The organism is Bradyrhizobium sp. AZCC 1610 (genome assembly GCF_036924515.1).
In the GTDB taxonomy this organism is placed as follows: domain Bacteria; phylum Pseudomonadota; class Alphaproteobacteria; order Rhizobiales; family Xanthobacteraceae; genus Bradyrhizobium.
Genome location: NZ_JAZHRR010000001.1, coordinates 2,932,066 through 2,956,313, shown reverse-complemented (window position 1 = coordinate 2,956,313; position 24,248 = coordinate 2,932,066). Strand labels below are relative to the sequence as shown.

Annotated in this window: 22 protein-coding genes; 10 read left to right on the top strand and 12 right to left on the bottom strand. The window is 62.9% G+C overall.

Translation table 11 applies throughout. The features are described 5' to 3' along the window. Positions 1-405 precede the first annotated feature (405 nt). Together efp and V1279_RS14230 are read left to right on the top strand one after the other, a co-directional pair. On the top strand, positions 406-972 hold the full coding sequence (gene efp, locus V1279_RS14235; protein ID WP_334446393.1) for an elongation factor P: 567 nt from the start codon (positions 406-408) through the stop codon (positions 970-972). A 143-nt stretch (positions 973-1,115) separates the two neighbouring features. Then, on the top strand, positions 1,116-2,669 hold the full coding sequence (locus V1279_RS14230; RefSeq protein WP_334436759.1) for a M23 family peptidase: 1,554 nt from the start codon (positions 1,116-1,118) through the stop codon (positions 2,667-2,669). Here V1279_RS14230 and V1279_RS14225 read toward each other — a convergent pair. From V1279_RS14225 to V1279_RS14215, 3 genes are all read right to left on the bottom strand, one after another. Continuing rightward, on the bottom strand, positions 2,659-4,146 hold the full coding sequence (locus tag V1279_RS14225) for a L,D-transpeptidase family protein (protein ID WP_334436756.1): 1,488 nt from the start codon (positions 4,144-4,146) through the stop codon (positions 2,659-2,661). The two genes, V1279_RS14230 and V1279_RS14225, sit on opposite strands and share 11 nt — an antisense overlap. Positions 4,147-4,203: 57 nt before the next feature. Continuing rightward, positions 4,204-4,833, bottom strand: coding sequence for a L,D-transpeptidase (locus tag V1279_RS14220; protein WP_334436753.1), 630 nt, complete (start codon positions 4,831-4,833; stop codon positions 4,204-4,206). Between the two features lie 179 nt (positions 4,834-5,012). After that, a complete protein-coding gene (locus V1279_RS14215; protein WP_334436750.1) occupies positions 5,013-5,492 on the bottom strand; it encodes a carboxymuconolactone decarboxylase family protein in 480 nt (159 codons plus the stop codon). A gap of 50 nt (positions 5,493-5,542) precedes the next feature. On the opposite strand from V1279_RS14215, the gene V1279_RS14210 reads away from it, so the two are divergent. Together V1279_RS14210 and V1279_RS14205 are read left to right on the top strand one after the other, a co-directional pair. Further along, the gene (locus V1279_RS14210; RefSeq protein WP_442894768.1) at positions 5,543-6,139 is read left to right on the top strand and encodes a MarR family winged helix-turn-helix transcriptional regulator; all 597 of its coding nucleotides are present in this window, start codon (positions 5,543-5,545) and stop codon (positions 6,137-6,139) included. A 66-nt stretch (positions 6,140-6,205) separates the two neighbouring features. Continuing rightward, the gene (locus V1279_RS14205; RefSeq protein ID WP_334436745.1) at positions 6,206-7,438 is read left to right on the top strand and encodes a lytic murein transglycosylase; all 1,233 of its coding nucleotides are present in this window, start codon (positions 6,206-6,208) and stop codon (positions 7,436-7,438) included. Between the two features lie 131 nt (positions 7,439-7,569). Here the strand turns inward: V1279_RS14205 and V1279_RS14200 are convergent, their stop codons facing one another. Next, entirely contained in the window at positions 7,570-8,259 is a 690-nt protein-coding gene (locus tag V1279_RS14200; protein WP_334436742.1) for an FMN-dependent NADH-azoreductase, read from the bottom strand. 109 nt (positions 8,260-8,368) lie between these two features. Between V1279_RS14200 and V1279_RS14195 the strand changes: the two genes are divergently transcribed. Further along, positions 8,369-9,259 (top strand): LysR substrate-binding domain-containing protein, encoded by an 891-nt coding sequence (locus V1279_RS14195; RefSeq protein ID WP_334436739.1) that lies wholly within the window; start codon positions 8,369-8,371, stop codon positions 9,257-9,259. A gap of 49 nt (positions 9,260-9,308) precedes the next feature. Here V1279_RS14195 and V1279_RS14190 read toward each other — a convergent pair whose 3' ends face one another. Further along, complete coding sequence (locus tag V1279_RS14190) at positions 9,309-10,118, bottom strand: glucose 1-dehydrogenase (protein WP_334436736.1); 810 nt, start codon at positions 10,116-10,118, stop codon at positions 9,309-9,311. A gap of 151 nt (positions 10,119-10,269) precedes the next feature. Here V1279_RS14190 and V1279_RS14185 point away from each other — a divergent pair, with 151 nt between their 5' ends. Beyond that, positions 10,270-11,163 carry a hypothetical protein gene (locus V1279_RS14185; RefSeq protein ID WP_334436733.1) on the top strand — a complete coding sequence of 298 codons (894 nt, stop codon included), beginning with the start codon at positions 10,270-10,272 and terminating at the stop codon, positions 11,161-11,163. Positions 11,164-11,309: 146 nt separating this feature from the next. On the opposite strand, the gene recJ is transcribed toward V1279_RS14185, so the two are convergent. Then, a complete protein-coding gene (recJ, locus tag V1279_RS14180) occupies positions 11,310-13,151 on the bottom strand; it encodes a single-stranded-DNA-specific exonuclease RecJ (protein WP_334436730.1) in 1,842 nt (613 codons plus the stop codon). A gap of 307 nt (positions 13,152-13,458) precedes the next feature. On the opposite strand from recJ, the gene V1279_RS14175 reads away from it, so the two are divergent. Both V1279_RS14175 and V1279_RS14170 read left to right on the top strand, forming a co-directional pair. Beyond that, on the top strand, positions 13,459-14,550 hold the full coding sequence (locus tag V1279_RS14175) for a methyl-accepting chemotaxis protein (protein WP_334436728.1): 1,092 nt from the start codon (positions 13,459-13,461) through the stop codon (positions 14,548-14,550). A 98-nt stretch (positions 14,551-14,648) separates the two neighbouring features. After that, positions 14,649-14,876: a hypothetical protein gene (locus V1279_RS14170; protein WP_334436726.1), complete on the top strand. Its 228-nt coding sequence runs from the start codon at positions 14,649-14,651 to the stop codon at positions 14,874-14,876. A gap of 190 nt (positions 14,877-15,066) precedes the next feature. Here the strand turns inward: V1279_RS14170 and V1279_RS14165 are convergent, their stop codons facing one another. The 5 genes from V1279_RS14165 to V1279_RS14145 form a co-directional block, all read right to left on the bottom strand. Next, positions 15,067-15,786, bottom strand: a complete 720-nt coding sequence (locus tag V1279_RS14165) for a haloacid dehalogenase type II (RefSeq protein WP_334436724.1) — start codon at positions 15,784-15,786, stop codon at positions 15,067-15,069. A 15-nt stretch (positions 15,787-15,801) separates the two neighbouring features. Further along, positions 15,802-16,803, bottom strand: coding sequence for a class II fructose-bisphosphatase (gene glpX, locus V1279_RS14160; RefSeq protein ID WP_334436722.1), 1,002 nt, complete (start codon positions 16,801-16,803; stop codon positions 15,802-15,804). Between the two features lie 78 nt (positions 16,804-16,881). Next, positions 16,882-18,201, bottom strand: coding sequence for a homoserine dehydrogenase (locus V1279_RS14155; protein WP_334436719.1), 1,320 nt, complete (start codon positions 18,199-18,201; stop codon positions 16,882-16,884). Positions 18,202-18,228: 27 nt separating this feature from the next. Next, complete coding sequence (locus tag V1279_RS14150) at positions 18,229-19,449, bottom strand: LL-diaminopimelate aminotransferase (RefSeq protein WP_334436717.1); 1,221 nt, start codon at positions 19,447-19,449, stop codon at positions 18,229-18,231. A gap of 286 nt (positions 19,450-19,735) precedes the next feature. Next, the gene (locus V1279_RS14145; protein ID WP_334360209.1) at positions 19,736-20,032 is read right to left on the bottom strand and encodes a hypothetical protein; all 297 of its coding nucleotides are present in this window, start codon (positions 20,030-20,032) and stop codon (positions 19,736-19,738) included. A 298-nt stretch (positions 20,033-20,330) separates the two neighbouring features. Between V1279_RS14145 and V1279_RS14140 the strand changes: the two genes are divergently transcribed. Then, on the top strand, positions 20,331-22,136 hold the full coding sequence (locus V1279_RS14140) for a PHA/PHB synthase family protein (RefSeq protein WP_334436714.1): 1,806 nt from the start codon (positions 20,331-20,333) through the stop codon (positions 22,134-22,136). A gap of 82 nt (positions 22,137-22,218) precedes the next feature. Continuing rightward, a complete protein-coding gene (locus tag V1279_RS14135) occupies positions 22,219-22,617 on the top strand; it encodes an MAPEG family protein (protein WP_334446392.1) in 399 nt (132 codons plus the stop codon). A gap of 79 nt (positions 22,618-22,696) precedes the next feature. Here V1279_RS14135 and V1279_RS14130 read toward each other — a convergent pair whose 3' ends face one another. Continuing rightward, positions 22,697-24,118: an outer membrane protein gene (locus V1279_RS14130; RefSeq protein WP_334446391.1), complete on the bottom strand. Its 1,422-nt coding sequence runs from the start codon at positions 24,116-24,118 to the stop codon at positions 22,697-22,699. Positions 24,119-24,248: the final 130 nt, after the last annotated feature.

Below are 24,248 nucleotides of genomic sequence, written 5' to 3'. Positions count from 1 at the left end.
CGCCATTGATATTATTCGACTTTCTTTACATCGCAGCGATAAGCGGCGGGAGGCGACGAGATCAAGCTAAACTCCGTCATTTCATGTCGAAAGATACGCACCTTGTCCATTCGCTTAGAAAGCCAGCGCAACTCGCTGAGCTTTCGGGCTTCTGCGTGCCCTTGGAAATTTGCCCGCAAGGCCATCGGTATCGTCGCGGACCGTCAAATGACCTTGCCGGCGTTCTCCAATAAACGCGGCGAAACCGGGCTGTCTACGGCCTCGAGCGGCCCCGCCGGAATGGCCGCAAAACGCTGGCATCGACGGGCAAAATCAGTATGTATGTTGCAGCCCGAAACCGCCTTATTGGCTCCATGGACACCCATGTCCGGATTGGCCGAAGGCCAGAAATTCAGGAAATCAGCTTTGAAAGTTATCGCCAGTTCTATCCGCAAGGGCAACATCATCGAGCAAGACGGCAGGCTCTATGTCGTCCTCACCGCCGAAAACATCCATCCCGGCAAGGGAACCCCGGTCAGCCAGATCGAAATGCGCCGCATCGGCGATGGCGTGAAGATTTCGGAACGCTACAAGACCACCGACCAGGTCGAGAAGGCGACCGTCGAGGATCACAATTTCAATTACCTGTATGAAGATGCCGACGGCTTCCACTTCATGAACAACGAGACCTATGACCAGGTCCAGGTGTCGAAGGAAATCGTCGGCTCGTCCGCGCCCTATCTGCAGGAAAACATGACCGTGAAGCTGTCGATGCACGACATGAATCCGGTCGCGATCCAGTTGCCGCAGCGGGCTACTCTCGAAGTTGTGGAGACCGAGCCGGTCACCAAAGGCCAGACCGCGTCTTCCTCCTACAAACCTGCTATCCTCTCCAACGGCGTGCGCACCTTGGTGCCGCCGCACATCGGGACGGGAACGCGGATCGTGGTCATGACCGAGGATGGCTCTTACGTCGAGCGCGCGAAGGATTAAGACCGCGCACTGTAGCGTTTTCAAGCGAAGTGGGCACCGGTTCGCGTGAAGGAAACGCGTCAAAACTAGAATCTAGAGCTTCGGTTCTGATTCAATCAGAACCGAAGCTCTAGAATACGGAGCACACGCCGGGGGGCGATGCAGTGGGCAGGAAAGCTGTCGGCTTGCTTGGGCGTTGGCTGGCAGCCCTTTGTTGGCTCGCGGCCGGGGTCACTGGCGCTGCCGCCGAGGAGTTCAGGACGCCGTCGATATCAGCCGTCCGCGTCGAATGGCGGGCGGCTCTCGATCAGCTCCGCACCGAGATCGCCACCCGCCCGGCGATCGCTTCCCGATTTACGTTCGCCGGCCAGCGGCGGGTGCCGGCATGGGATCCGCGCGCGACGCCCGCGCTGGTGCAACTGAACGCCATCAACGCGAGCCTGTTCACCGGGATCGGACGCAGTCCAGTGCCGGTATTGCTGCCGTTCGATACTGCGGGCTACCTCGAAGGCCAGGCCGACGGCACGCAGCTGCCGCTGTCGCGCTACCAGGCCGATTTCCGCCCCGCAGACCTGTTTCACGCGGGTCCCTCCGGCTACGACGCGGTGTTTTCGTTGCTACCAGGCGCGGGTGGCTCGCGGACCTTCGCCAGGCCGGTCGAAGTGCAGATCACGGGTTCGATCCTCATCTATGACCTCGCCGATCCGCTTGGCGGCAAGAGCGAGCCCGTCAAGGCGCTGGCGGCGCAGTTCCCCGACATGCGCCGCTTCATCCGTGAAGGCTATGTGCGCTACGCGTTCACGCGCTTCGGCGTGCCCTATGTGGTGTCGATCCAGTGTCTCGATTCAGCGCCGCGGGCGCGGCGGCTGGCCTGCCGCGAAGCCTATCCCATAGCCGAGCGCTTCCTGAAAGCCTTGCGCATCGCGGGCGGACAACCGACGCGGCCGCGCCACGACATTTCGTCCGAGATCGCTGAACGACCGACGGTGGTTTCGCCCGACTTCACCTATTACCCGGGCGGCGACATCATCGCCCGTAGCAGCGTGCGCCGGCGCGGCGGACGCGCCGACTTCGCCGCCTATTCGCAAATCCGTTTTCCGCTCGAGAAAGCCCCCGCCGCCATCCGCTCGCAATCCTTCGGCAGGAAAAAGTCCAAGGAGGGCCGCGGCGTCTATCCGTGGCGGGACAATTTTTGCGAAGCCCGCAGCTTCCAGGTCGGGCAATGCGCCGCCGGCTTCGGGCACCAGGGCCAGGACATCCGTCCCGCGCCCTGCCCGCCGAACAGCAACAGCGAAAGTAGTTGTCATCCCAGGAAGCAGGCTGTGATCGCCGTCCGCGACGGCATCCTGATCCGTTCACTGAGACAGCAGGCGGCAACGCTGCAGATCAATACCCGCAACGAGCACATCCGCTTTCGCTACATGCACATGAACCCGTCAGCCATGGATGCCGACGGCATTCTCAACGGCCGCCGGGTCGCCGAGGGCGAAAAGATCGGCGTGGTCTCCAACTATCTCGACTTCCCGAACGGCACCTCCTACCACCTTCACTTCGACGTGCAGGTGTTCACGCGCGACGGCTGGATCTGGGTCAATCCCTACACCACCCTGATCGCGTCCTATGAACGGCTGATCCGCGGCCGCGGCCGCGAGATCGGCACCGATCCTCCGGCTGTCGCCGCCGTGGTGCACGCTTTGCCGGAGGGCCTCACCAGGTGAAGGGACTCCCGAAAGGCGAGTGCCAAAAGGGCAGGCTGCGTGGACGCGCGTAGCGTCGCCGGTTCTTGATGCCCCCTTGCGGCTCGCCGCTCAACAGCACCACGAATTCCGTTCCCTTGCCGGTTTCCGAACTCAACGCCTCGTCCGTGACGATCAGGGAAGATCGCGGCGTAATGTTGCCGATGCGATCCAATACATCCTGCGGAATGGCGATGCGGCCGAGCGCGGCCTTTGCGCTGTCCGGGTCCGTCGGCACCGGCTCAACGTCGCGACCACTGCTCCCGCGCGCCCGGTCGCGGGGCTCAACCGTGGCATTGGGCGAACGTCCACCCGCCAATGAGACAACGCTCCATCGCACCTTGGCATCGTCGGTCGCGCGCTCGATAGCGGTGAAGACATGCGTACCGATCGGACGGTCGGGATCTGCGATCGTGACCGGACTTTCAAGGATGGGCATGAATGCTTGACGGACATAAAGCCGCTGGGTCTTGCGGCTGATTAACACTGATACCGGCTGGAGTTCGCGTGCGATCTCGCGGACCGCCTCGGCTGCGGCAACGCGCGCAGCCTCGGCCGCGGCGGCGGCTTCACGCGAAGACGTGACGGCATCGAGCCTCTGTTGCAGATCAACGTTGGCAACGTCCCATTGCAGCTGCAGCTCGGCGATTTTGGCGACGGCCTGCGCCTTGGCGTCCTCAGCCTGCTCCTTCGCCTCCGCCGAGATGCCAGCGCCAAGTTTAGTCTCGGCGGCCGCCAATTGCGCCTCGGCCCTGCGCTTGAGATTTTCCGCCGCGCGAACCGGCGCCCTGGCCTGCGTGGCCTCCCGCAAGGCCGTCCCGGCGGCTAATCGCGCCTCGGCCGCTTTCCTCGCAGCCTCTTGCGCCTCTGCCGTGCGAGCAGCGGCCATGACGCCGGCTCCCGGCTTGGCTTGAAACGGAACCGGATGGGCAAACTCAACGGGCGCCACATCGGTTGGCGCCACGATTACCCGCATGCCCATCGCGGTCGCGTCGAACAGACGCCCGGCGAACTCGAAGGGGAGCCGGATACAGCCATGGGACGCCGGACGCCCCGGCAGGACGCCGCCATGGAGTGCGATACCGGACCAGGTGATGCGCTGCATGTGCGGCATGAACGCGTCGTCATACAGGTTCGAGTAATGCTCCTCTACCTTCTGGATGACGCTGAAGATCCCGGCGGGCGTCTCGCGTCCCTTCGTGCCGCTCGACACCGGCGCCCGCAGGATCCACCCCTTGGCGTCGTAGACGGTGATCCGCTGGTTGCGGAGCGAAACGATGGCCATGAGCGGCTCGCTGGCGCTGCGCGTTTCGATGGACTCGATCGAACGTTCGCCGCTTCTGGCGCCCGCATCGTCTCCCGCCGCGACCAGCACGGCCAGACCAGCAGCGGCAAGGTAGACGGGCCGCAGCCGCGCCGGCTTGCGCTTCGGATTTACACAACGGGGCGTCCTGCGCATCCCATCTGACCGGGGCTAGGCCAGCTTGTACTTTAGCTTGTACTTGGGTAGATCCATTCACGCACTCCGGCCTGGCGGGAGGACGACGACGATTGCACCTGGCTTCACCCGATTCACGAGATCGATGACGTCCTCGTTGGTCATGCGGATGCAGCCGGACGAAATGGCTTGGCCGATATATTCGGGCTGGTTGGTGCCGTGGATACGGTACAGGGTGTCCTTGTTGCCCTGGTAAAGGTAGATCGCCCGCGCGCCGAGCGGATTTTCCGGGCCTCCGGCGATGCGCTTGGGGTAAGGGCCGAGCCGAGCCTGGATCTCCGCCGTCGGAATCCAGTCAGGCCATTCAGCCATACGGCCAACGGTAGCGACGCCGGACCAGGCCAGCGCTTCCTCTCCCACCGTCACGCCATACCGGACCGCCTTGCCTCCCGGCAGGACGTAATACAGATAACGGGAATTGGTATCGACCAGGATCGTGCCCGGCTGCTCTTTGCGCATGTAGTCGACAATATGCCGGCGATAGGTCTCGGGAATGTCCGCCCGCGCATAAGGCGGACGGGCCAGCAACTGCCGGTCCCTTGGGGTCAAACTGGCATTCGACGTCGGGGCGAGCGTCGATTGCATGCAACCGCCGAGCACGAACCCCAGTAACCCCACGAGCAACAACGCCAACCCGGACCTCGACACCGCCAGTCCTCCAAAAAGCGTCACATGGGGCCATCTGCTGCTCAAATAGTGCAGAAATCAAGGCGACGTTGGAAAGTGTCGCGACGCGATACGGATAAGCTGGCAGCCAACTATCTGGCCTTCATCAACGCACACCGATCAGTATTTGGTTCGGTGCCAATGAGCCCGCGCCTTGATATTTATGAAGCGGCCGCGCCGACAGCCTGCTTGCGCACCGGCGGGGTCCAGCGAAACGCCGCGCCGAACCTGTTCCAGACGTTGATCGAAGCGACCGCAGAAGTGAGATAGGCGAGCTCCTTCTCGGAGAACTCGCTACTTGCCTGCGCGTAGACCTCGTCGCTGACACCGTCCGCAAGCAAGGTCAGCGCTTCCGTCCAGGCCAGCGCCGCACGTTCGCGCTGCGAGAACTGCGGCGCCTCGCGCCAGACCACCACGAGATTGAGCTTGTCGGCGGGCACGCCGAGCTTCTCGCTCTCCAGGATGTGATACTGCACGCAGAAAGCGCAGCCATTGATCTGCGAGGCACGCAGCTTGATCAGCTCGAGCAGTTGCTTGTCCATGCCAGCCTTGCCCGCGACCTGGCCGAGCGCCAGCACGGCCTCGTAGGCGTCCGGCGTTAGCGACATGAAGTCTTTGTACTCTTTGCGGGCGTGTGACATCTTCTGTGCCTCGTGTTATCAGTGCTCTGATTGATTATAAGAGCACTGATATGTCGCGCAAGATCGGAACTGCAGCATACGCGCGATCGCTTGGGCCGCGAAAAGCGGTGGCCCAACAATCGAAACCCCGTCGAAAACCGGCCGCGCAAAAAGCCCCTGCCCGCCGGAAAAAATCCACCGAAAGCCCTGCACCGGCGATGATCCGCCCGCCGCCGCCCGGCGAGGGCAAGCGCGGCGAGCACGGCTACCTCGCCTATCTCTTGCGACAGGCCCAGGCCGCGACCCGGCTCGCAATGGAGCGGGCGCTGGCCGACCTCGGCGCGACCCCACCGCAATTCGTGGTGCTGACGATGCTGCGCGCCTATCCCGGCCTGTCGGGTGCTGATCTGGCGCGCGTGGCGATGCTGACGCCGCAGACGGTCGGCGTCATCATCCGCAATCTCGAGCGCGACGGCGCCATCAAGAAGACCCCGCATCCTATTCATGGCCGGGTGCTGCAGTGGACGGTAACGCGGCGCGGTGCTGCGTTGCTCGACCGGTGCCGGCGACACGCGCAAGTGATCGAGCGGCGATTGACGGCCGGGCTGTCCACCAAAGCCCAGACCATGATCCGCCGCTGGCTGGCCAAAATCGCCGCGGATTTGTGAGGAATCGCTGGTTCCCGCGGCGTCATGGCTTTTGGCGCGGGCCCGCCGCGCCGCTAGACTGCCGGCATGAAACAGCCTGATTCCCCTGATGCCCGGACTCGCCGCGCCGTGCTCCAAGCCGGCCTCGGCGCCGGCGCCCTGCTCGCGACGGGGCTTCCCGCGCTTGCAGCACCGCCCGGCTTCGACGCGTGGCGCGATAATTTTCGCGCGCGCGCACTTGCAAAAGGTATTTCGGACGCGACCTGGACGCGGGTGATGGGCCGCATCGAGCCTGATATGAGCGTGTTCCGGCAGATGCAGAAGCAGCCGGAATTCCACGAGCAGATCTGGCAATACATCAATCGCCGCGTCTCGGACTGGCGCATCATCAACGGCCGCGAGGCGCTCAAAAAGCACGAGGCGCTGTTCGCGCGCATCGAGCAGGATTTCGGCGTCGAGCGCGGCACGCTGCTGGCGCTGTGGGGCGTTGAATCAGCCTATGGCGATCCGCTGGTGCAGCAGAACCATATGCGCCCGATTTTTCCCGCGCTCGCAGCCCTTGCCTGGAACGAGCCGCGCCGCCGCGCCTATTGGGAAACCGAGCTGATCAATGCGCTGAAGATCGTCGACCGCGGTTGGGGAACGCCGGAGGAAATGCGCGGTTCCTGGGCCGGTGCGATGGGTCACACGCAATGGATGCCGGAAGTCTGGCTCAATGTCGGCATGGACTACGACAAGGACGGCCGTGTCTCACCGTTCGGCAAGCCGGACGACGCGCTCGGCTCCAGCGCGCGCTATCTGCTCAACCGCGGCAAGTATCACCGCGGCGAGCATTGGGGCTATGAGGTCCGCAGCTCAGGAGGGTCTTCGAGCGGCAGCCGGACCTACGCGGCATGGGCCAGCGCCGGCGTGACGCGCGCCGACGGCAAGCCATTCCCGCAGCCGAACGCGTCGGCGCAGATGTGGGTGCCGGTCGCCGGCGGACCTTCGTTCCTGCTCGGGCCGAACTTCTATTCGGTCAAAAGCTACAACCCGTCGATGAACTATGCGCTGGCGATCTGCCATCTCGGCGACCGCATTTTGGGTGCGCCGCCGTTCATCAACCCCTTCCCCGGTTCGGAGCGCGCGCTGACGCTTCCCGAAGTGCAGGAGCTGCAGACGCGATTGACAAAAGCCGGCTTCGACACCGGCGGCACCGACGGCCGCGTCGGCAACGACACCATGAAGGCGGTGAAGGACTATCAGACCAAGATGGGGCTGTTGCCGGCTGACGGTTACGGCGGACTGAAGGTGCTGGCGCGGTTGAGGCAAGGCGGGTAGCCGCCACAGCCGTCATTGCGAGCGAAGCGAAGCAATCCATGCCTCCGCGTAGGGATAGATGGATTGCTTCGTCGCTTGCGCTCCTCGCAATGACGACTGGGGCCGCTACCTCCGCGCCACTCCATCCGGGCTCACGCCGCTCGCCGCGGCTCCGCTTCCTCCACCAACCGGTCGACCAGGTCATCGACGGTGCGTTCGGCCGCCGCAATCGACGCCTGCAATCGATCGCCGCCGAACTCGTCATACTCGATTGCAACGCTGTGGAACGCGGTGACGCCGAGAAACGCGAACACGTCGCGGATGGCACCTTCCACATGATTGATGTGAGCGATGCGTCCGCCGGGATCGTACCCGTAATCGCCGCGCGAACCGAGCAGGATGAGGCGCTTGTCCATGCCTGCCAGCAGCGGTGTATAGGGATCGTCCGGCCGTGAACGGTCAAAGCCGAACGTGCGGCCGACCCGCACGACATTGTCGATATAGGCCTTGAACTGCGCGGGCATGCCGAAATTGTACATCGGCACGCCAGCCACGATCAGATCGGCTGCGATCAGTTCATCGATCAGCGCGTCGCTTTCCACGAGCGTCTCCTTCATCCAGGGCTCGCGTTGATCAGACTTCGTGAAGGCGGCGCCGATCCACTTTTCGGTGACCGGATGCGGCGGTGATTGGCCGACATCGCGACTGACCAGAAAATCATTCGGCCGGTGTTGCAGCCAGCGCCGGGTAAATCGCTCGGTGAGTCTGCGTGTATGCGATCCCCGCGGGCTCCGGTCTGAGGCTTGGCAACGCGCGCTGGAATCAATTTGTAACAACTTCATGGCTTAGCCTCCTTCATCCGTGTGGGTACATTTGTGCCCATTAATCCGCGTTGACAAACGCGAATTATTCAGCCTATGGCTGAGCTGAATTCATCTATAGGCTTTGGCGATGAGACATCTGCCTCCACTAACTGGTCTGCGCGCGTTCGAGGCCGCCGCACGACATCTGAGCTTCAAGCACGCAGCCCACGAACTGCACGTCACGCCAACGGCGATCAGTCATCAGGTACGGCAGTTGGAGGAAGCGATCGGCGTAAGCCTGTTCGAACGGCGCACGCGCCAGGTGGCGCTCACGGCGGAAGGGCAAGTCTTGCTGCCGGTTCTGCGCGACGGCTTCGATTCCTTTGCGCGCGTCATCGATGGCTTGAGCAGCAGACAGCGGCGCACCGCTGTCACGCTCTCCGCGACGCCTGCTTTCACGGCCAAGTGGCTGGTGCCGCGCATCGCGGCATTTCGCAGGGCACGACCGGATATTGATCTCACGATGCTCGCGACGTTGGAAGCCGTCGACCTCCGTTCGGGCGCCGCTGATCTCGCCCTGCGCTACGGCCCCGGACCCTACCCCGATCTGGTCGCCGAGCCCCTGACCGTCGATCGCTTTGCGCCGGTCGCAAGTCCGCGTCTCGGTATCAAGAAAGCGAGCGACCTGCGGTCAGCAACCTTGCTGCACTTCGACTGGTATCGTCGCGATCCCCGCAATCCGACTTGGCGTCGCTGGCTGAAAATTGCCGGCATTGACGGTATCGATGCGCGGGCGGGTCTGCACTTCAGCGATGAGACCCATGCGATCCAGGCGACCGTCGCCGGCGCCGGGATCGCGCTGCATAGCCTGCTGCTCGTCTCCGACGAACTGGCGCAGGGCACGCTGGTGGTCCCGTTCGGACCGGAACTTGAAGGCTTCTCCTTGCACCTGGTGCGCGACCACAACAGGCCGCTGACGGAACCGATCGAGGCAGTGCAGGCCTGGCTGCGGGCGCAATTTACCGCAGCGCCCCAATAGCGCTCTGCGCGCGTGCTACAGCGAAGACATCTCGCGACGGTTACGCCGCTTACGCCCGCCGCGCCACGCCGCCGGCATTCATGCCGCCGTCGATGACGAGCTCTGTTCCGGTCACGTAGCGCGATGCATCGGAAGCCAGATACAACACGCCCTGCGCAATTTCGATCGCCTCGCCCGCGCGCCCAAACGGGGTTGCGAGTTTTGCGCGCTCCTCCGGATCGATCGGCGCATTCTGGCCGTTGCCTGCGGCTTCCGTTGGAATCTTGCCCCAGATCGGCGTGTCGATAATGCCGGGATGCACCGAGTTGACGCGGATGCCGTCACCGGCCGTGGCGCACTCCATAGCGATTGCCTTAGCAAACAGCCGAACGCCGCCCTTGGTCGCGCAATAGCCGGAAAGACCGGCCGCGCCGCGCAGGCCCGCCAGCGACGACATCATGATCACGGAGCCGCCGCCGGTCTTGCGCATCGCCGGCAGGCAGTGCTTCACCGAGAGAAACACGCCGTCGAGATTGATCGCGGTCTGCCGCCGCCAGTCCGAAAGCGACATCTCGGTGATCGATGGCACTGAAATGCCGATGCCGGCGTTCGAGACCAGCACATCCAGCCGGCCATAGCGCTTCATGACATCGGCCACGACTTCGATCCAGCGTTCCTCGCTGGTGACGTCGTGATGCCAAAAGCTCGCCTCCCCACCCGCCTTCTTGATCCGCGCCACCACGTCGGGGCCTTTCAAATCGTCGACGTCGGTCACGGCAATCGAGGCGCCCTCGCGCGCCAGCAACTCGCAAACCGCTTCGCCAATGCCGGACGCACCACCCGTCACCAATGCGACCTTGCCCTGAACCTGCCCTGTCATTTCTTCTCCCGTTGTTATTATCTGTTGTTGAATTGGCGTTTATATACTTCACACTACACCGTACAGAATGTAGAAAATGAGTACGGAAACGGCTGTGGAGGGGCGCGATTACCTGAGACGTTAGGCTTTTTAAGCAACGTATGGGTGTGACGTGTTTGTGGGCGTTTCAGACAAGCTTGAGCGCTTTGTTCGATCAATCAAAGTCAGCCCAACTAATATTGATGTACAGTATCCACAAGCCGGACTTTTTGTCGCGCTTGAGTACATTCAACTCAACTTAAAGGACAAAGCCACAAGGGCGTTTCTAAAATTCGAAACGGATGAAGATATTCGAGTTGGGACAAACTTCCGGGTCGATTGTCGCCTGCTTCTCCTTGGTGAATTGCTTTTCAGTCTCCGCAATACGGTAGCATTTCCAGAGATTTGCCGCCGACTTAAGCGAGACATTCGGGTCGGAACATTTGAAGCTTTGGCGGCGGGACTGTTTCATAGGGTCGGATATGAGATTTTTGCGCGCCCAGAGACCGGCAAAAAGGGGGACGATTTTGACTTTCAAGCCGCTAAAGGGGACGCGGTCGTGAACGTCGAGGTGACAGCTCTTACCGCTCCTGAGTACTCGGAAAAAACCATATTGGACGCGCTCAACAAAAAGCGACAACAGTTACCCAAGGGAAACCCGGCGGCCATTTTTTGTATCATTCCCGACGCATGGTATTATCCAGTAGAAACTATCCTTGCACGATTTGACACTATCCAACGCAGGTTCTTCGGGTCTACGCAACGCATTGGAGGGCTAGTTATTATGGGTGAAGATCCAACCCCATGGGATAGACCAGGTGGAGGCGTCGTGCCGATAATGCTGAATCCCTACGCAAACGCGAGGGCAACGCACCCGTTCGATCCAAAAATCATAATCAAAAAAACGTCTCCTGAGTTGCGAGAGGCTTTCAGGACGGGACAAAATCGCAAGGTTTTACGCGAGGAAATGCGCCAAAGCGAATTTTATCGCTGGGTGGACTCGCTAATACCGCCGGTGGCGCCATGACCGAAGACATAGAATTTTCCGGTACTCGCGGACAGCTTCATGGCTCTGAAAGTGCGGTGGTGCGTTGAACTGAGACGTGACGCCAAATCCCTGATGAACGCGACGATTCTAGGTGTCGCAGCTTTTCGTTCAAAGTTGCCATTGGACTATCGGATCACGGCCGGTCCCGGATCCGGCACCGCGACGTCGGTCACGCGCAATTGCACGCGTTCCGAACCCTGAAAGCGATCGACTGCGAGCGATCCCGCCACGTGCAAAGGCTGGCCGCGGTTTTGCGTCAGCGCGTGGCCGAGCTTTTGTCCGATCGAGCGGAATGCGATGCCGTTGACGATGGCGCCATCGCCCGACTTGAAGCGCAGGCGCAGATGCGCCTGGCCTACTTCATCGGCATAGACCAGTTGATGCGCCGGCAGCGCGATCACGGGCTCCGGATTGGCCGCCCCAAACGGCCCGGCGCGGTTCAGCATCGTCGCGAACTCCACGGTCACGCTGCGCGCGCTGACCGCGCCATCGATGAACAGCTCGTTTTCGTGACGGGAACTGGCGACGTCCTCGGCCAGCGTGCTTTCCATGAAGGCGCGAAACTCCGCGAGCTTCTCCTTGCGCAGCGTCACGCCCGCGGCCATGGCGTGGCCGCCGCCCTTCATCAGCAATTTTTCTTTCACCGCCTGCCGCACCGCCTTGCCGAGATCGACGCCCGAGATCGAGCGGCCCGAGCCGGTGCCGATGCCGCCCGGCTCCAGCGCAATCGCAAAGGCGGGACGTGCAAACTTCTCCTTCAGCCGCGAGGCGACCAGGCCGACGATGCCGGGATGCCAGCCCTCGGCAGCGGTCACGATCACCGCGCCCTTGTCCTCGAGCCCGAGCGACGCCAGCGCTTCGGCCTCGGCTTGAGCCTCCGCCGCCTGCTCGATGATGCGGCGCTCGCTGTTGAGCCGGTCGAGTTCGGCCGCGATCCGCGCAGCCTCCGAGATGTCGCCTTCCAGCAGCAGCCGCACCCCGAGATCGGCGCGCCCGATCCGGCCGCCAGCATTGATGCGCGGCCCCAGCATGAATCCGAGGTGCCAGGCTTCCGGCGGGCCATTCAGCCGCGCCACATCCATCAGCGCGGTATGGCCGACGTGGTCGCGGCGGCGCATCGCGATCAGGCCCTTGGCGACGAAGGCGCGGTTGAGCCCGGTCAGGGGCGCGACATCGGCGACGGTGCCGAGCGCCACATGGTGCAGCATGCCGAGCAGATCCGGCTCCGGCCGTTCGGCCCTCCAGAAGCCGCGGCCGCGCAATTCACGGTTCACCGCCACCAGCGTGATCAGCACCAGGCCGACGGCCGCGAGATGGCCGAGGCCGGAGAGATCGTCAGGCCGATTCGGGTTTACCAGCGCATCGACCTCAGGCAATTCGTCGCCGGTCTGGTGATGGTCGATGACGACGACCGCCATGCCGAGCTTCCGTGCTTCCGCCAGCGGCTCGAGGCTGGTGGTGCCGCAATCGACTGTGACGAGCAGCGTCGCGCCTTTGCCGGCAAGCACCCGCACCGCCTCGACGTTGGGGCCGTAGCCTTCGAAGATGCGGTCGGGGATGTGGATCAGCGGATCGAGCCCGCAATGGCGCAGGTGCCAGGCGAGCAGCGCCGCCGAGGTCGCACCATCGACGTCATAATCGCCGAAGATCGCGACCTTCTCGGCGCGCACGGCCGCGTCGGCAATGCGCCTCGCCGCCGTCTCCATCTGCGTCACGGTGTAGGGATCGGGCATCAGTTTGCGGATGGTCGGATCGAGAAAATCCTCGACCTCGTCGATCCCGACGTCGCGGCCAGCGAGCACGCGCGCCAGCATCTCCGGCAACTGGTAGCGCTGTGTGATCGCCAGCGCCCGCGCCGCTCCCCTGGTATCGAGCCGGTCGCGCCACAATTTGCCGGTCGCCGAACGCGACACGCCGAGAAACGCCGGCGGCAGTTCAACGGGAAGTGCGGATGCGGGAAGCGTCATGATTCCTTCGAGAAATAGGGGCAAAGCGGCCGGTCGGCAAACCGGGACCATGGCGTGGTGCGGCTCCGCGCGAATCGCTGCGGCCAAGCCGACACAGTCCCGGCCGCGCCAGCTTTGAGCCTATGCCGATAAAAACGACTTGCACAAAGAAGATGCAACTTGTCCCCGCAATACTACCCGCGGGACATCGGAAATTAAACCAATCGTTAGCCATGATCCCCGACAAAGGAGTCCAACACGCTCCCGTTGAGTCTCCGCCGATCCGCAGAAGACCGGCAACCGCACAAAGACTGAGGAATTCCCGCCAATGTCCGTCGCGCTTCGCTCCCAGACCGCAACGTTCGCAAAACAGTCAGCCAGTTCAGCGGGCACCGAGGATGAAGCCGACGTTTCCGCGCTGATCGCCAGATTGACCGCCGAGGTCAACCAGGTCGCCTGCGAGAAGACCAAATCGATCCAGAAGATCACCAACCAGATGAAGATGCTGGCGCTGAACGCGCTGATTGAGAGTTCGCGCGCCGGCGCCCAGGGCGCGGGCTTTGCCGTGGTGGCGCAGGAAGTCCGCAATGTCGGCCAGCAGGTCGAGACCATCGCCCGCGAACTCGAAAGCCAGCTCACCAACCGGACCGGCAACCTGATGAACTCGATCGCGCAGATGGCCGACCGGTCTCGCGGCGAGCGCATGGTCGATCTGTCGCTGAACGCCATCGAACTGATCGACCGCAACCTCTATGAGCGCACCTGCGACGTGCGCTGGTGGGCGACCGACTCCGCTGTCGTCGATTGCGCGGCGGCGCCGGAGCCAGCCACTGTTGCCCATGTCTCGGAACGGATGGCCGTGATCCTCGGCGCCTATACCGTCTATCTCGATCTCTGGCTGTGCGATCTCGACGGCAATGTGGTCGCCAACGGCCGCGCCGGTCGCTTCAATGTCGTCGGCCAGAACGTGGCCTCGACCAAGTGGTTTCGCGCGGCGCGGGGCCTGCGAACTGGCGACGAATACGCCGTCGGCGACGTCGAATGCCAACCTCTGCTCGGCAACGCCCAGGTCGTGACCTATTGCGCCAGCGTTCGCGCCGGCGGCAAGGCGAACGGCAAGCCGACCGGCGTGCTCGCGGTTCATTTCGACTGGGAGCCGCAGGCCCGCGCCATCGTCCAGGGCGTGCGCGTCGGCGCCGCCGACAAGGCGCGCGTGCTGCTGGTCGATTCGAATTTCCGGGTGATCGCGGCGTCCGACGGCCAGGGTCTGCTCACCGAGCGCGTCTCGCTTCCACTGGAGGGGCGACGCTCCGGCTTCCATCAGGACCGCTCCGGCGCACTGGTCGCGTTCCACGCCACGCCGGGCTACGAGACGTATAGGGGCCTCGGCTGGTTCGGGGTGATTCAGGGGGCGGGATAGGTTGCGCTATTGTGACAGGAAGCATCGGCGCAAAATAAGGCGCAAAGATTCCCCTTGAAATCCTTCCGCCCTGCTGGGGAAATGTCTATCTTTCAACCATGACCAAACTGCTTGAACATGCGGTCGACAGCGTACGTGCCCTCCCCCCGGATGTGCAGGAAGACCTTGCGCGCCTGCTTTTGCAGGTGGCCGGCGAGGAGCAACCCGTTATTCGGTTGACGTCCGAGGAACGCGCCGACCTCGCCGAAGCTGATACGGAGATCGCCCGGGGTGAGTTCGCCACGGACGAACAGATGCGTTCGATACTGGCAAAGCGCACTGTGTGAGGTTGCGCGTCACAAGGCACGCGGCGACGCAGTGCGTAGGATGGGTGGAGCGAAGCGATACCCATCGACTGCGGTGCGCGAAGGTGATGGGTTTCGCAAAGGGGCTCAACCCATCCTACGAGCTGGAGTGTGCGGAGGTGATGGGTATCGCTGCGCTCCACCCATCCTACGTCCGGGCCACGAGTAAGGACTAGCATCCCAGCCGGTCGGCGATCTCGCCAAAATCCCTGGCGACGATGTCCCAGTCGCCCTTGGCCTCGAAATCATACTTCTGGTGCGGGCCGTATTCGGTGGGACGCGCGACGAACGCGGTCTTGAGGCCGTTCTGCTGTGCTGCTTTCAGATCGCTGTTGTGGGCGGCGACCATCATGACCTGCTCCGGTGGCAGGCAGAGCAATTTGGCGGCGCCGAGATAGGTTTCGGGATCGGGCTTGTAGTGCTCGAACAATTCCGCCGACATGACGAGATCCCACGGCAGGCCGGCGAACTTTGCCATGTTGGTGAGCAGCGCGACATTGCCGTTGGAGAGCGGCGAGATGATGTATTTCTTCTTCAGGCGCGTCAGGCCGGGCACGCTGTCGGGCCAGGGGTGCAGGCGGTGCCAGCCCATGGTGAGGTAATGCAGATCGGCGTCGCTCAGTCCCTTGATCGACATATCTGCGACCAGTTTTTCCAGCGATTGCCGGTGCAGCGTGTCCAGGATCTGATAGCCACGCTCGGGATGCTTTCGGACCTCGTCCATCGAGGCCATGTAGACGCCGCGCCAGCCGTCGACCAAAGCGGTCCAGTCCGCCTTGATGCCCGAGGTCTCCGACCACAGTGTGAAATCGTTGATGAGGCTGGTGCGCCAGTCGACGACGGTGCCGAACACGTCGAACACCAGCGCCTTCACCGCCGATATGTCGGACATGCGAGCCCTCCCAGCTCAATCCAAATGGAACTTGTCGAGCTGCCGGTGTTCGGCCTTGATGTAGCGCACCGTGCCGGTCACCGAGCGCATCACCACCGTTTCGGTCTCGATCACACCATCCTTGCGGAATTTGACGCCTGTGAGCAGCGAGCCCGTCGTGACGCCGGTTGCCGCAAACAGGCAGTCGCCCCGCACCATGTCCTCGATGCCGTAGATCATCTTCGGATCGGTCACGCCCATCTTGTGCGCGCGCTCGCGCTTCTCCTCGCTGTCGAGGATCAGCCTGCACTGCATCTGGCCGCCGATGCAGCGCAGCGCCGCTGCCGCCAGCACGCCCTCGGGCGCGCCGCCGGTGCCGATATACATGTCGACGCCGGTGTTATCGGGATCGGCACAATGGATCACGCCGGCCACGTCGCCGTCGGTGATCAGCCGCACCGCGGCGCCGGTCGAGCGGATGCTGGCGATGATATCAGCGTGGCGCGGGCGATCCAGCACCAGCACCGTGATCGCGCCTGGCTCGACGCCTTTGGCTTTCGCCAGCCGGCGGACATTGTCGGCAGGCGACGCGTCGAGCTCGACCACGCCCTTGGCGTAGCCCGGGCCGACCGCAAGCTTCTCCATATAGACGTCAGGCGCGTGCAACAGCGTGCCGCCGTCGGCCATCGCCATGGTCGCGATTGCGCCCGGCATGTTCTTGGCGCAAAGCGTCGTGCCTTCCAGCGGATCGACGGCGATATCGACCTGCGGACCGGCATTCAGCCCGACCTTCTCGCCGATGAACAACATCGGCGCCTCGTCGCGCTCGCCTTCGCCGATCACGACGGTGCCTTCGATCGGCAGCTTGTTGAGCTCGCGGCGCATCGCATCGACCGCAGCCTGGTCGGCCGCCTTCTCCTGGCCGTGGCCGCGCAGCCGCGCGGCCGAAACCGCCGCGCGCTCCGTCACCCGCACGATTTCGAGCGTGAGAATGCGCTCGAGCAATAGCTGCGGCGGAACGGAAATATGGGTCGACATCGGCTTACTCCTTTGAACCTGCACAGGCCTTTCGGCCCGCAATCAATGCTTTGGCGCGCGATCCGTTCAGATCCCGCGTCAGTTCTTTTCGATCCGTATCACCTGCGGCCGGCCGCTGATCACCTTGTCGCGCTGAACGGCTTCCAGCGCACGATAGACCGCGTCCTCGGAAGTGGCGTAGGTAATCAGGATCACCGGAACGGGTGACGCTTTTTTCGTGGCGCCGTTCAGGTCGACACCTTCGGGATGCCGCTGCACGATCGATTCCAGCGAAATCTTCTGTTCGGCGAGGCGGGTGGCGATGGTGGCAGCGGTGCCGGCAAGATCGCGCGCCATCAGGCGGATGTAGTAGCCGCCCTCGTGGCGCTCCATCGGCGCCTTGCTGGTTTCGCGCAGCCGCTCCACCGGACGCCCGAAGGGTTTGGCGCGAATGCCGCGCGCCACATCGGCGATATCGGCAACGACGGCAGACGCGGTCGCAGCGCCTCCGGCGCCCGGTCCCACCAGCGTGATCGGAGGAATGCCTTCGCCATCGATAGTCACCGCGTTTGTAACACCCATCACCTGCGCGATCGAGGATGATTTCGGCACCATGGTCGGATGCACGCGTTGCTCGATGCCCTTGGCGGTCCGTACCGCCACGCCAAGCAGTTTGACGCGGTAGCCGAGCTCCTCGGCCGCGCGCAGATCTTCCGGCGCGATCGAGGAGATGCCTTCCACATAAACCGCGCTCTGCGCCACCTTGGTGCCGAAGGCGAGGCTCGCCAGGATCGCAAGCTTCTGCGCGGTATCGTGGCCGTCGACGTCGAACGACGGATTGGCCTCGGCATAGCCGAGCCGCTGCGCATCCTTCAGGCATTCGGCAAACGATAGCCCCTCCTGCTCCATCCGGGTCAGGATGTAATTGCAGGTGCCGTTGAGGATGCCGTAGACGCGGTTGACGCCGGTGCCGGCAAGCCCCTCGCGAAGCGTCTTGATGACCGGGATGGCCGCGCCTACCGCCGCCTCGAAGTTCAGGGCGCCGCCATGCTTCTCGGCGGCCTTCGCCAGCCGAATTCCGTGCTTGGCGATCAGCGCCTTGTTGGCGGTTACCACCGACTTGCCGGACTTCAGCGCGGCCTCGATCGCCGACAGCGCCGGCTCACTGGAGCCGCCCATCAGTTCGACGAAGCAATCGACGTTGGGATCAGAGGCCAGCGCCAGCGGGCTCTTGGCCCAGTCGACGCCGCGCAGGTCCAGCGCGCGCTTTTTCGCTTTCGAGCGCGCGGTGACGGCAACGACGCGCACGCCGCGCCCGCTGCGCTCGGACAGCATCCGCGACTGCTCTCCGATGAGGCGGACGACTTCGGCGCCAACAGTGCCGAGCCCCGCGATACCCACTCTAAGGGGTGCGACCATGAATGAGAGAACCTGCAATAAAAGGAATTAGCGCCGGTTGGCGAGAGGAACCACGTTGTGCAACGTTTCAATGCCGCTTTCAAGGAAGCGGCGCACCCCGCGTGCGGCCTGGCGGATACGTTGCTCGTTTTCCACCATGGCGATGCGGACATAGCCCTCGCCATGCTCGCCGAAGGCGACGCCGGGCGAAACCACCACGCCTGACTTCTCCACCATCAGGGTCGCGAACTGCATGCTGCCGACGGCCTCGAAGGTCTTGGGCAGCGGCGCCCAGGCGAACATCGAGGCCTGCGGCGGCGGAATTTCCCAGCCCGCCCGGCCAAACGATTCGACCAGCGCGTCGCGGCGCTTGCGGTAGGTGTCGCGCATTTCCTTGATGCAATCGTCCGGTCCGTTCAGCGCGGCGGTGGCGGCAACTTGAATGGGCGTGAACGCGCCATAGTCGAGATAGGATTTCACCCGCGCCAGCGCGGCGATGATCCGCTCGTTGCCGACGGCAAAGCCCATGCGCCAGCCCGCCATCGAGAATGTCTTCGACATCGAGGTGAACTCGACCGTGACGTCGATCGCGCCGGGAACCTGCAGCACCGAGGGCGGCGGATTGTTGTCGTCGAAATAGACTTCGGCATAGGCCAGATCCGACAGGATGAAGATCTCATGCTTCTTCGCGAACGCCACAAGATCCCGGTAGAAATCGAGGTCGGCGACATAGGCGGTGGGATTGGAGGGATAGCAGACGATCAGCGCGATCGGCTTCGGGATCGAATGGATGATCGCGCGTTCCACCGCCTCGAAAAACTGCGGCGTCGGTTCCGACGGCACCGAGCGGATCACGCCGCCCGCCATCAGGAAACCGAAGGCGTGAATCGGATAGCTCGGATTGGGGCACAGCACGACGTCGCCGGGCGCGGTGATCGCCTGCGCCACATTGGCAAAGCCCTCCTTCGATCCCAGCGTCGCCACGACCTGGGTGTCCGGATTGAGTTTTACGCCGAACCGCCGCCCGTAATAGGCGGCTTGCGCCTTGCGCAGGCCGTTGATGCCGCGTGAGGCCGAGTAGCGATCGGTCCGCGGCTTGCCGAGCGTCTCCTTCAGCTTCTCCAGCACATGGGGCGGCGTCGGCAGGTCCGGATTGCCCATGCCCATATCGATGATGTCGGCCCCGGCATTGCGCGCGGCCGCCTTGGCCTGGTTGACCTTCTCGAACACGTAAGGCGGCAGACGGCGGATGCGATAAAAATCTTCCATGGGACCCTTGCTCCGACAACCGGCGGGACAGAATCGGACGGAACCTTCGCGGCTATCGAAACCGGTTTGGGTTTCGGTCAGAAGTCGCGCTCAATCAAGGATTTAGAGCGAATTCAGGCGCGAGGTCCTTAAACGCTCCGGACCCGCAATGCGGTTGAATTGGGTTCTTTTACCACGGGAGCCCGGCAGCGCCAGTTTTTATGGGTGTTTCGAGCAACGCCCCGCGCCGGACCTGGTCCGGGCCGGCCGTTTCGCGCCAGAATAGCGCTTCAAAACAACGACCTTCTTACTTCTTGGCCGGCTTTGAAGGAGGGGTGGAAGCCGTCGCCTGACGGTCGCGGGCGGCCGTCAATTCTGACTGAATTTTAGCCAGTTCGGCCGGCTTCATCGCCTCCTCGTTGCGGTCCGGCGGCAGGTCATGCACCGGTAGATAGCCACCGGCTTCCTTCGGACGCTCGGGCGCGCCAGCCGGCACGCCAAGGCCCGGCATGTCCGCGATCTGTGTCGAGCAGCCGCCAAGCGCAAATGCCGACGCGAACAGCGCGGCAATCGACCACAGTCTTATCGTCCGAGTGACCGGCATCCGTTCCGAAAATCCCCAACTACCTGAGCACCACGCGCGCAACACGATCGCATCTATGCGGTGGTACGAGCTTTGCAACGCCAAGCTGTCCCGCGGCGTTGATTTCGCTGTAACCGTTCAAACCATTGTCGCCCGAAACGATTAAAGCCCAAAGAGCAAATGTGACAGGTGCGGCCGCAATGTGTGCAATGTGTCTGAACACGCAAACTTTATCGCAGTGCAACAGGGTTAACCGCGAACCCTCTTGCCATCAATCCACGCGGTGACGAACGCGAAACGAAGCTATAGTGTCCTTGATATGAGTGACGTCAACACCGAAACCCAGGCTTCGAAAACATTCGATCCCGAAGCCTTCGCCATGAACATCGCCAGGGCGATGGAGACGAGCGGCCAGGCGCTCGCGGCCTATCTCAAGCCGCGCGAGGGCGGGGAACCGAAGGACAAGCCGCCCAGCGAAATCGGTGAGGTCATCAAGACGTTCTCTGTGGTCGCGGAATACTGGCTCTCCGACCAGGAACGCGCCGCGGAGCTGCAGACCAAAATCGGCAAGGCCTATCTCGATCTCTGGGGCTCGGCGGCGCGCCGCATGGCCGGAGAACAGACCACGCCCGCGATCGAGCCGTCGCCGCGCGACAAGCGTTTCAAGGATCCCGAGTGGAAATCGAACCAGTTCTTCGATTTCGTCCTGCAACTCTATCTGCTCACCACGCAATGGGCCGAGGCGCTGGTGAAGAACGCCGACGGTCTCGATCCGCATACGCGCAAGAAGGCCGAGTTCTACGTTCAGCAGATCACCAACGCGATCGCGCCGTCGAATTTTGTCTTCACCAATCCGGAAGTGCTGCGCGAGACGCTGGCTTCGAACGGTGCCAATCTCGTGCGCGGCATGAAGATGCTCGCCGAAGACATCGAAGCCGGACGCGGCGCGCTGCGCATACGCCAGTCCGACCCGTCGAACCTCGTCGTCGGCGTCAACATGGCGACGACGCCGGGCAAGGTAATCTTCCAGAACGAGCTGATGCAGCTCATCCAGTACACGCCGGCCACGGAGACGGTGCTACGCACGCCGCTCCTGATCGTGCCCCCCTGGATCAACAAGTTCTACATTCTCGATCTCAAGCCGGAAAAATCCTACATCAAATGGTGCGTCGACCAGGGCATCACCGTGTTCGTGATCTCCTGGGTCAATCCCGACAAGGAACTCGGCAAGAAGACGTTTGACGACTACATGAAGGAAGGCCCGCTCACCGCGATGGACATCATCGAAAAGGTGACGGGCGAGATGAAGGTCCACACCGCCGGTTACTGCGTCGGCGGCACGCTGCTCGCCTCCACGCTGGCATGGCTCGCGGAGAAGCGGCGCCAGCGCGTCACCTCGGCGACATTCTTTGCGGCGCAGGTCGACTTCACCCATGCCGGCGATCTCCTGGTGTTCGTCGATGAAGACCAGATCTCGGCGCTCGAGCGCGACATGCAGGCGGCCGGCGTGCTCGAAGGCAGCAGGATGGCGATGGCCTTCAACATGCTGCGCTCCAACGACCTGATCTGGTCCTATGTCGTCAGCAACTATCTGAAGGGACAGGCGCCCTCCTCATTCGACCTGCTGCACTGGAATTCCGACGCCACGCGGATGCCGGCGGCCAACCATTCCTACTATTTGCGCAACTGCTATCTAGAGAACCGGCTCTCCTCCGGCAGCATGGTGCTCGACAACACGCTGCTCGACCTGTCGAAGGTCAAGGTGCCCGTCTACAATCTGGCAACCCGCGAGGATCACATCGCGCCAGCAGACTCCGTGCTCTACGGCTCGCAGTTCTTCGGCGGCCCGGTGAAATATGTGCTGTCCGGCTCCGGCCACATCGCCGGCGTGGTGAACCCGCCGGCGGCGGGCAAGTACCAGTACTGGACCAACGACAACGTCAAGGACGTCACGCTCGCTGACTGGCTGAAGAACGCGACCGAGCACAAGGGCTCCTGGTGGCCGGACTGGCGGCAATGGCTGGAGGACCTGGACGCCGAGCAGGTACCCGCGCGCGCCGTCGGCTCCGAGGAGATGCCGCCGATCGAGGACGCACCCGGCAGCTACGTCAAGGTCCGCGCATAGCGCTGATGCGGGCGGTTGGGTATAACCTGATATCCCGTGCCGGGAATCGAAATCGATTGAGGGGAAACCGATGACGCAACCAATCACGCGCGAATTGTTCTGGCTGACGCTGACCGTGATTTTGACCGGACTGATGTGGATCCCCTACATGATCAATCGCTATCAGGTGCGCGGCTTCTCCGGTGGCATGGCCAACCCTTCGCGCAACGACAAGCCGCAAGCAGACTGGGCCAACCGGCTGATGTTCGCGCACGACAATGCGGTCGAGAATTTGATCATCTTCGCGCCGCTGGTGCTGATCCTCAACGTCATCGACTATTCCGACAGATGGACCGTGATGGCCTGCGCCGTCTATTTCTGGTCGCGTGTCGCGCATCTGATCGTCTACACGCTGGGCCTGCCGATCTTCCGCACGCTGGCCTTCACCGTCGGCTTCCTGGCGCAAGTCGTGCTGGCGCTGGCGATCTTCAGGGTGGTTTGAAACCTTCCTGCACGCGAAACAAAGGCAAAACCCCGGAGCTTGGCCCCGGGGTTTTTCGTTGGCGCCTCTGAAACAGCGCTCAGTACTTCGCAACGACAGGCGAGTTGAAGTGGTAGTTGATGCCGGTGCGGAAGACATGCTCGGTGACAGAACGGGTGGTCGTTGCCGGAGTCGCGCCGATGATGAAATTGTCGGAGTTGGTGCCGAGATCGACATACAGATATTCGGTCTTGGTGGTCCAGTTCGGGTTCGGGCCGAGCAATCCGAGCAGGGTGAACGGCGTTTCGATGCCGGCGCCCGCGGTCCAGCCGCTCCTGGTCGTCTCGAACGTGTTCGACACGATGCCGGCGCCCAAATTCGTCGTGACGCTGGTCTTGACGTTGCCGTAGGCGTAACCGCCCGTTGCATAGAACAGTGTCGATCCGACCGAATAACCAAGGCGGCCCCGAACGGTGCCGAACCACGGTAGCTTGGCATCGTAAGCGGCGGATACGCCCGCGCTGCAGGTCAATACACACGTCTTGTCGTCTTGCAGGGTCGAACCCTGGATATCGGCCTCAACGCCGAACACCCAGTTAGCGGCCTGCCAGTTGTAGCCCGCCTGCACGCCGCCAATGAAACCGTCGGGGGCCAGGTTGAAGGTGTCCACGAACGGGCCAATCGGCACGCTCAGTGAGCTTCGGTCGCGGCCATAGCCGGACCCGAAATTGCCGCCGAGATAGAAACCGCTCCAATTGGCCGCAGCCACCGGCTGGTAATTCGAGTTGCCGCCGATCCGGTAGTTCAGGCCGGCGCGGAAGATATTTTGGCGGATCTCGGTATTGACGTTGCTTGGGAAGAACAAGGGTGCGGCGAAGTCGGTCCGGTTGCCGAGATTCAGATAGAGATGTTCGATCTTTCCGGTCCAGTTGCCGCCGAGCGCTGCCTCCACGCCACTGCCCACCACCCATCCACCCTGGGTACGATCGGTTGAAAACGTCACTGGAACCGGACCCGGCCCCGATTGAGTTATCGTGGTGTTAACGTCGCCATAGGCAAAGCCGGCCGTGACGTAGCTCAACACCGGTCCCTTGGCCAAGCCGACACGCCCGCGAACAGTTCCAAACCAGTCGAGCTTCTGGCTGTAGTTCGTAAGCAAGCCGCCGCCGAAATTCAGATTGGTGCGGTCGTCGCTGAGGCCGGCTCCCTGGAGATCCGCTTCAACACCGAAGACGATCGGCCCGAGCACGGAATTCGTCTGCCAGTTGTATCCAAGCTGGACGCCACCGAGCGCGCCCTGGGGCTGCAGGTAAAGCGAATAGTCTTGCCCTGGAAGCGGCTGATGCTGCGTCCGATCGCGCCCGACCCCTCCGCCCGCGTTGACGCCGATATAAAAGCCGGTCCAGTCATAGACGGCTGCCAGTGCTGGCGCTTTGGTGTAAGGCCGGGCGGCGAGGTCTGCGGCGAGCGTCGGAGCGGATCCCAGGCCAACGAGAGCGGTCGCCAACAGGTACTTCTTCATTTTCATTACGACGTTCCCAGTCCGGCATTCCCAACACATTCGACAAACGTGCTGCCGGTGCTCACCATGAGCCTTACCGGATTCCTATCTTAAAGCTGTAGCCGAGCAGCCACATCCTCCGGGGATTTCT

Excerpts from the sequence above, each read along its gene's own strand:
- V1279_RS14225 (WP_334436756.1), bottom strand. The coding sequence starts at position 4,146 with ATGCGCAGGACGCCCCGTTGTGTAAATCCGAAGCGCAAGCCGGCGCGG.
- V1279_RS14215 (WP_334436750.1), bottom strand. The coding sequence starts at position 5,492 with ATGTCACACGCCCGCAAAGAGTACAAAGACTTCATGTCGCTAACGCCG.
- V1279_RS14210 (WP_442894768.1), top strand. The coding sequence starts at position 5,543 with ATGTCGCGCAAGATCGGAACTGCAGCATACGCGCGATCGCTTGGGCCG.
- V1279_RS14205 (WP_334436745.1), top strand. The coding sequence starts at position 6,206 with ATGAAACAGCCTGATTCCCCTGATGCCCGGACTCGCCGCGCCGTGCTC.
- V1279_RS14200 (WP_334436742.1), bottom strand. The coding sequence starts at position 8,259 with ATGAAGTTGTTACAAATTGATTCCAGCGCGCGTTGCCAAGCCTCAGAC.
- V1279_RS14195 (WP_334436739.1), top strand. The coding sequence starts at position 8,369 with ATGAGACATCTGCCTCCACTAACTGGTCTGCGCGCGTTCGAGGCCGCC.
- V1279_RS14190 (WP_334436736.1), bottom strand. The coding sequence starts at position 10,118 with ATGACAGGGCAGGTTCAGGGCAAGGTCGCATTGGTGACGGGTGGTGCG.
- recJ (WP_334436730.1), bottom strand. The coding sequence starts at position 13,151 with ATGACGCTTCCCGCATCCGCACTTCCCGTTGAACTGCCGCCGGCGTTT.
- V1279_RS14175 (WP_334436728.1), top strand. The coding sequence starts at position 13,459 with ATGTCCGTCGCGCTTCGCTCCCAGACCGCAACGTTCGCAAAACAGTCA.
- V1279_RS14170 (WP_334436726.1), top strand. The coding sequence starts at position 14,649 with ATGACCAAACTGCTTGAACATGCGGTCGACAGCGTACGTGCCCTCCCC.
- V1279_RS14165 (WP_334436724.1), bottom strand. The coding sequence starts at position 15,786 with ATGTCCGACATATCGGCGGTGAAGGCGCTGGTGTTCGACGTGTTCGGC.
- glpX (WP_334436722.1), bottom strand. The coding sequence starts at position 16,803 with ATGTCGACCCATATTTCCGTTCCGCCGCAGCTATTGCTCGAGCGCATT.
- V1279_RS14155 (WP_334436719.1), bottom strand. The coding sequence starts at position 18,201 with ATGGTCGCACCCCTTAGAGTGGGTATCGCGGGGCTCGGCACTGTTGGC.
- V1279_RS14150 (WP_334436717.1), bottom strand. The coding sequence starts at position 19,449 with ATGGAAGATTTTTATCGCATCCGCCGTCTGCCGCCTTACGTGTTCGAG.
- V1279_RS14145 (WP_334360209.1), bottom strand. The coding sequence starts at position 20,032 with ATGCCGGTCACTCGGACGATAAGACTGTGGTCGATTGCCGCGCTGTTC.
- V1279_RS14140 (WP_334436714.1), top strand. The coding sequence starts at position 20,331 with ATGAGTGACGTCAACACCGAAACCCAGGCTTCGAAAACATTCGATCCC.
- V1279_RS14130 (WP_334446391.1), bottom strand. The coding sequence starts at position 24,118 with ATGAAGAAGTACCTGTTGGCGACCGCTCTCGTTGGCCTGGGATCCGCT.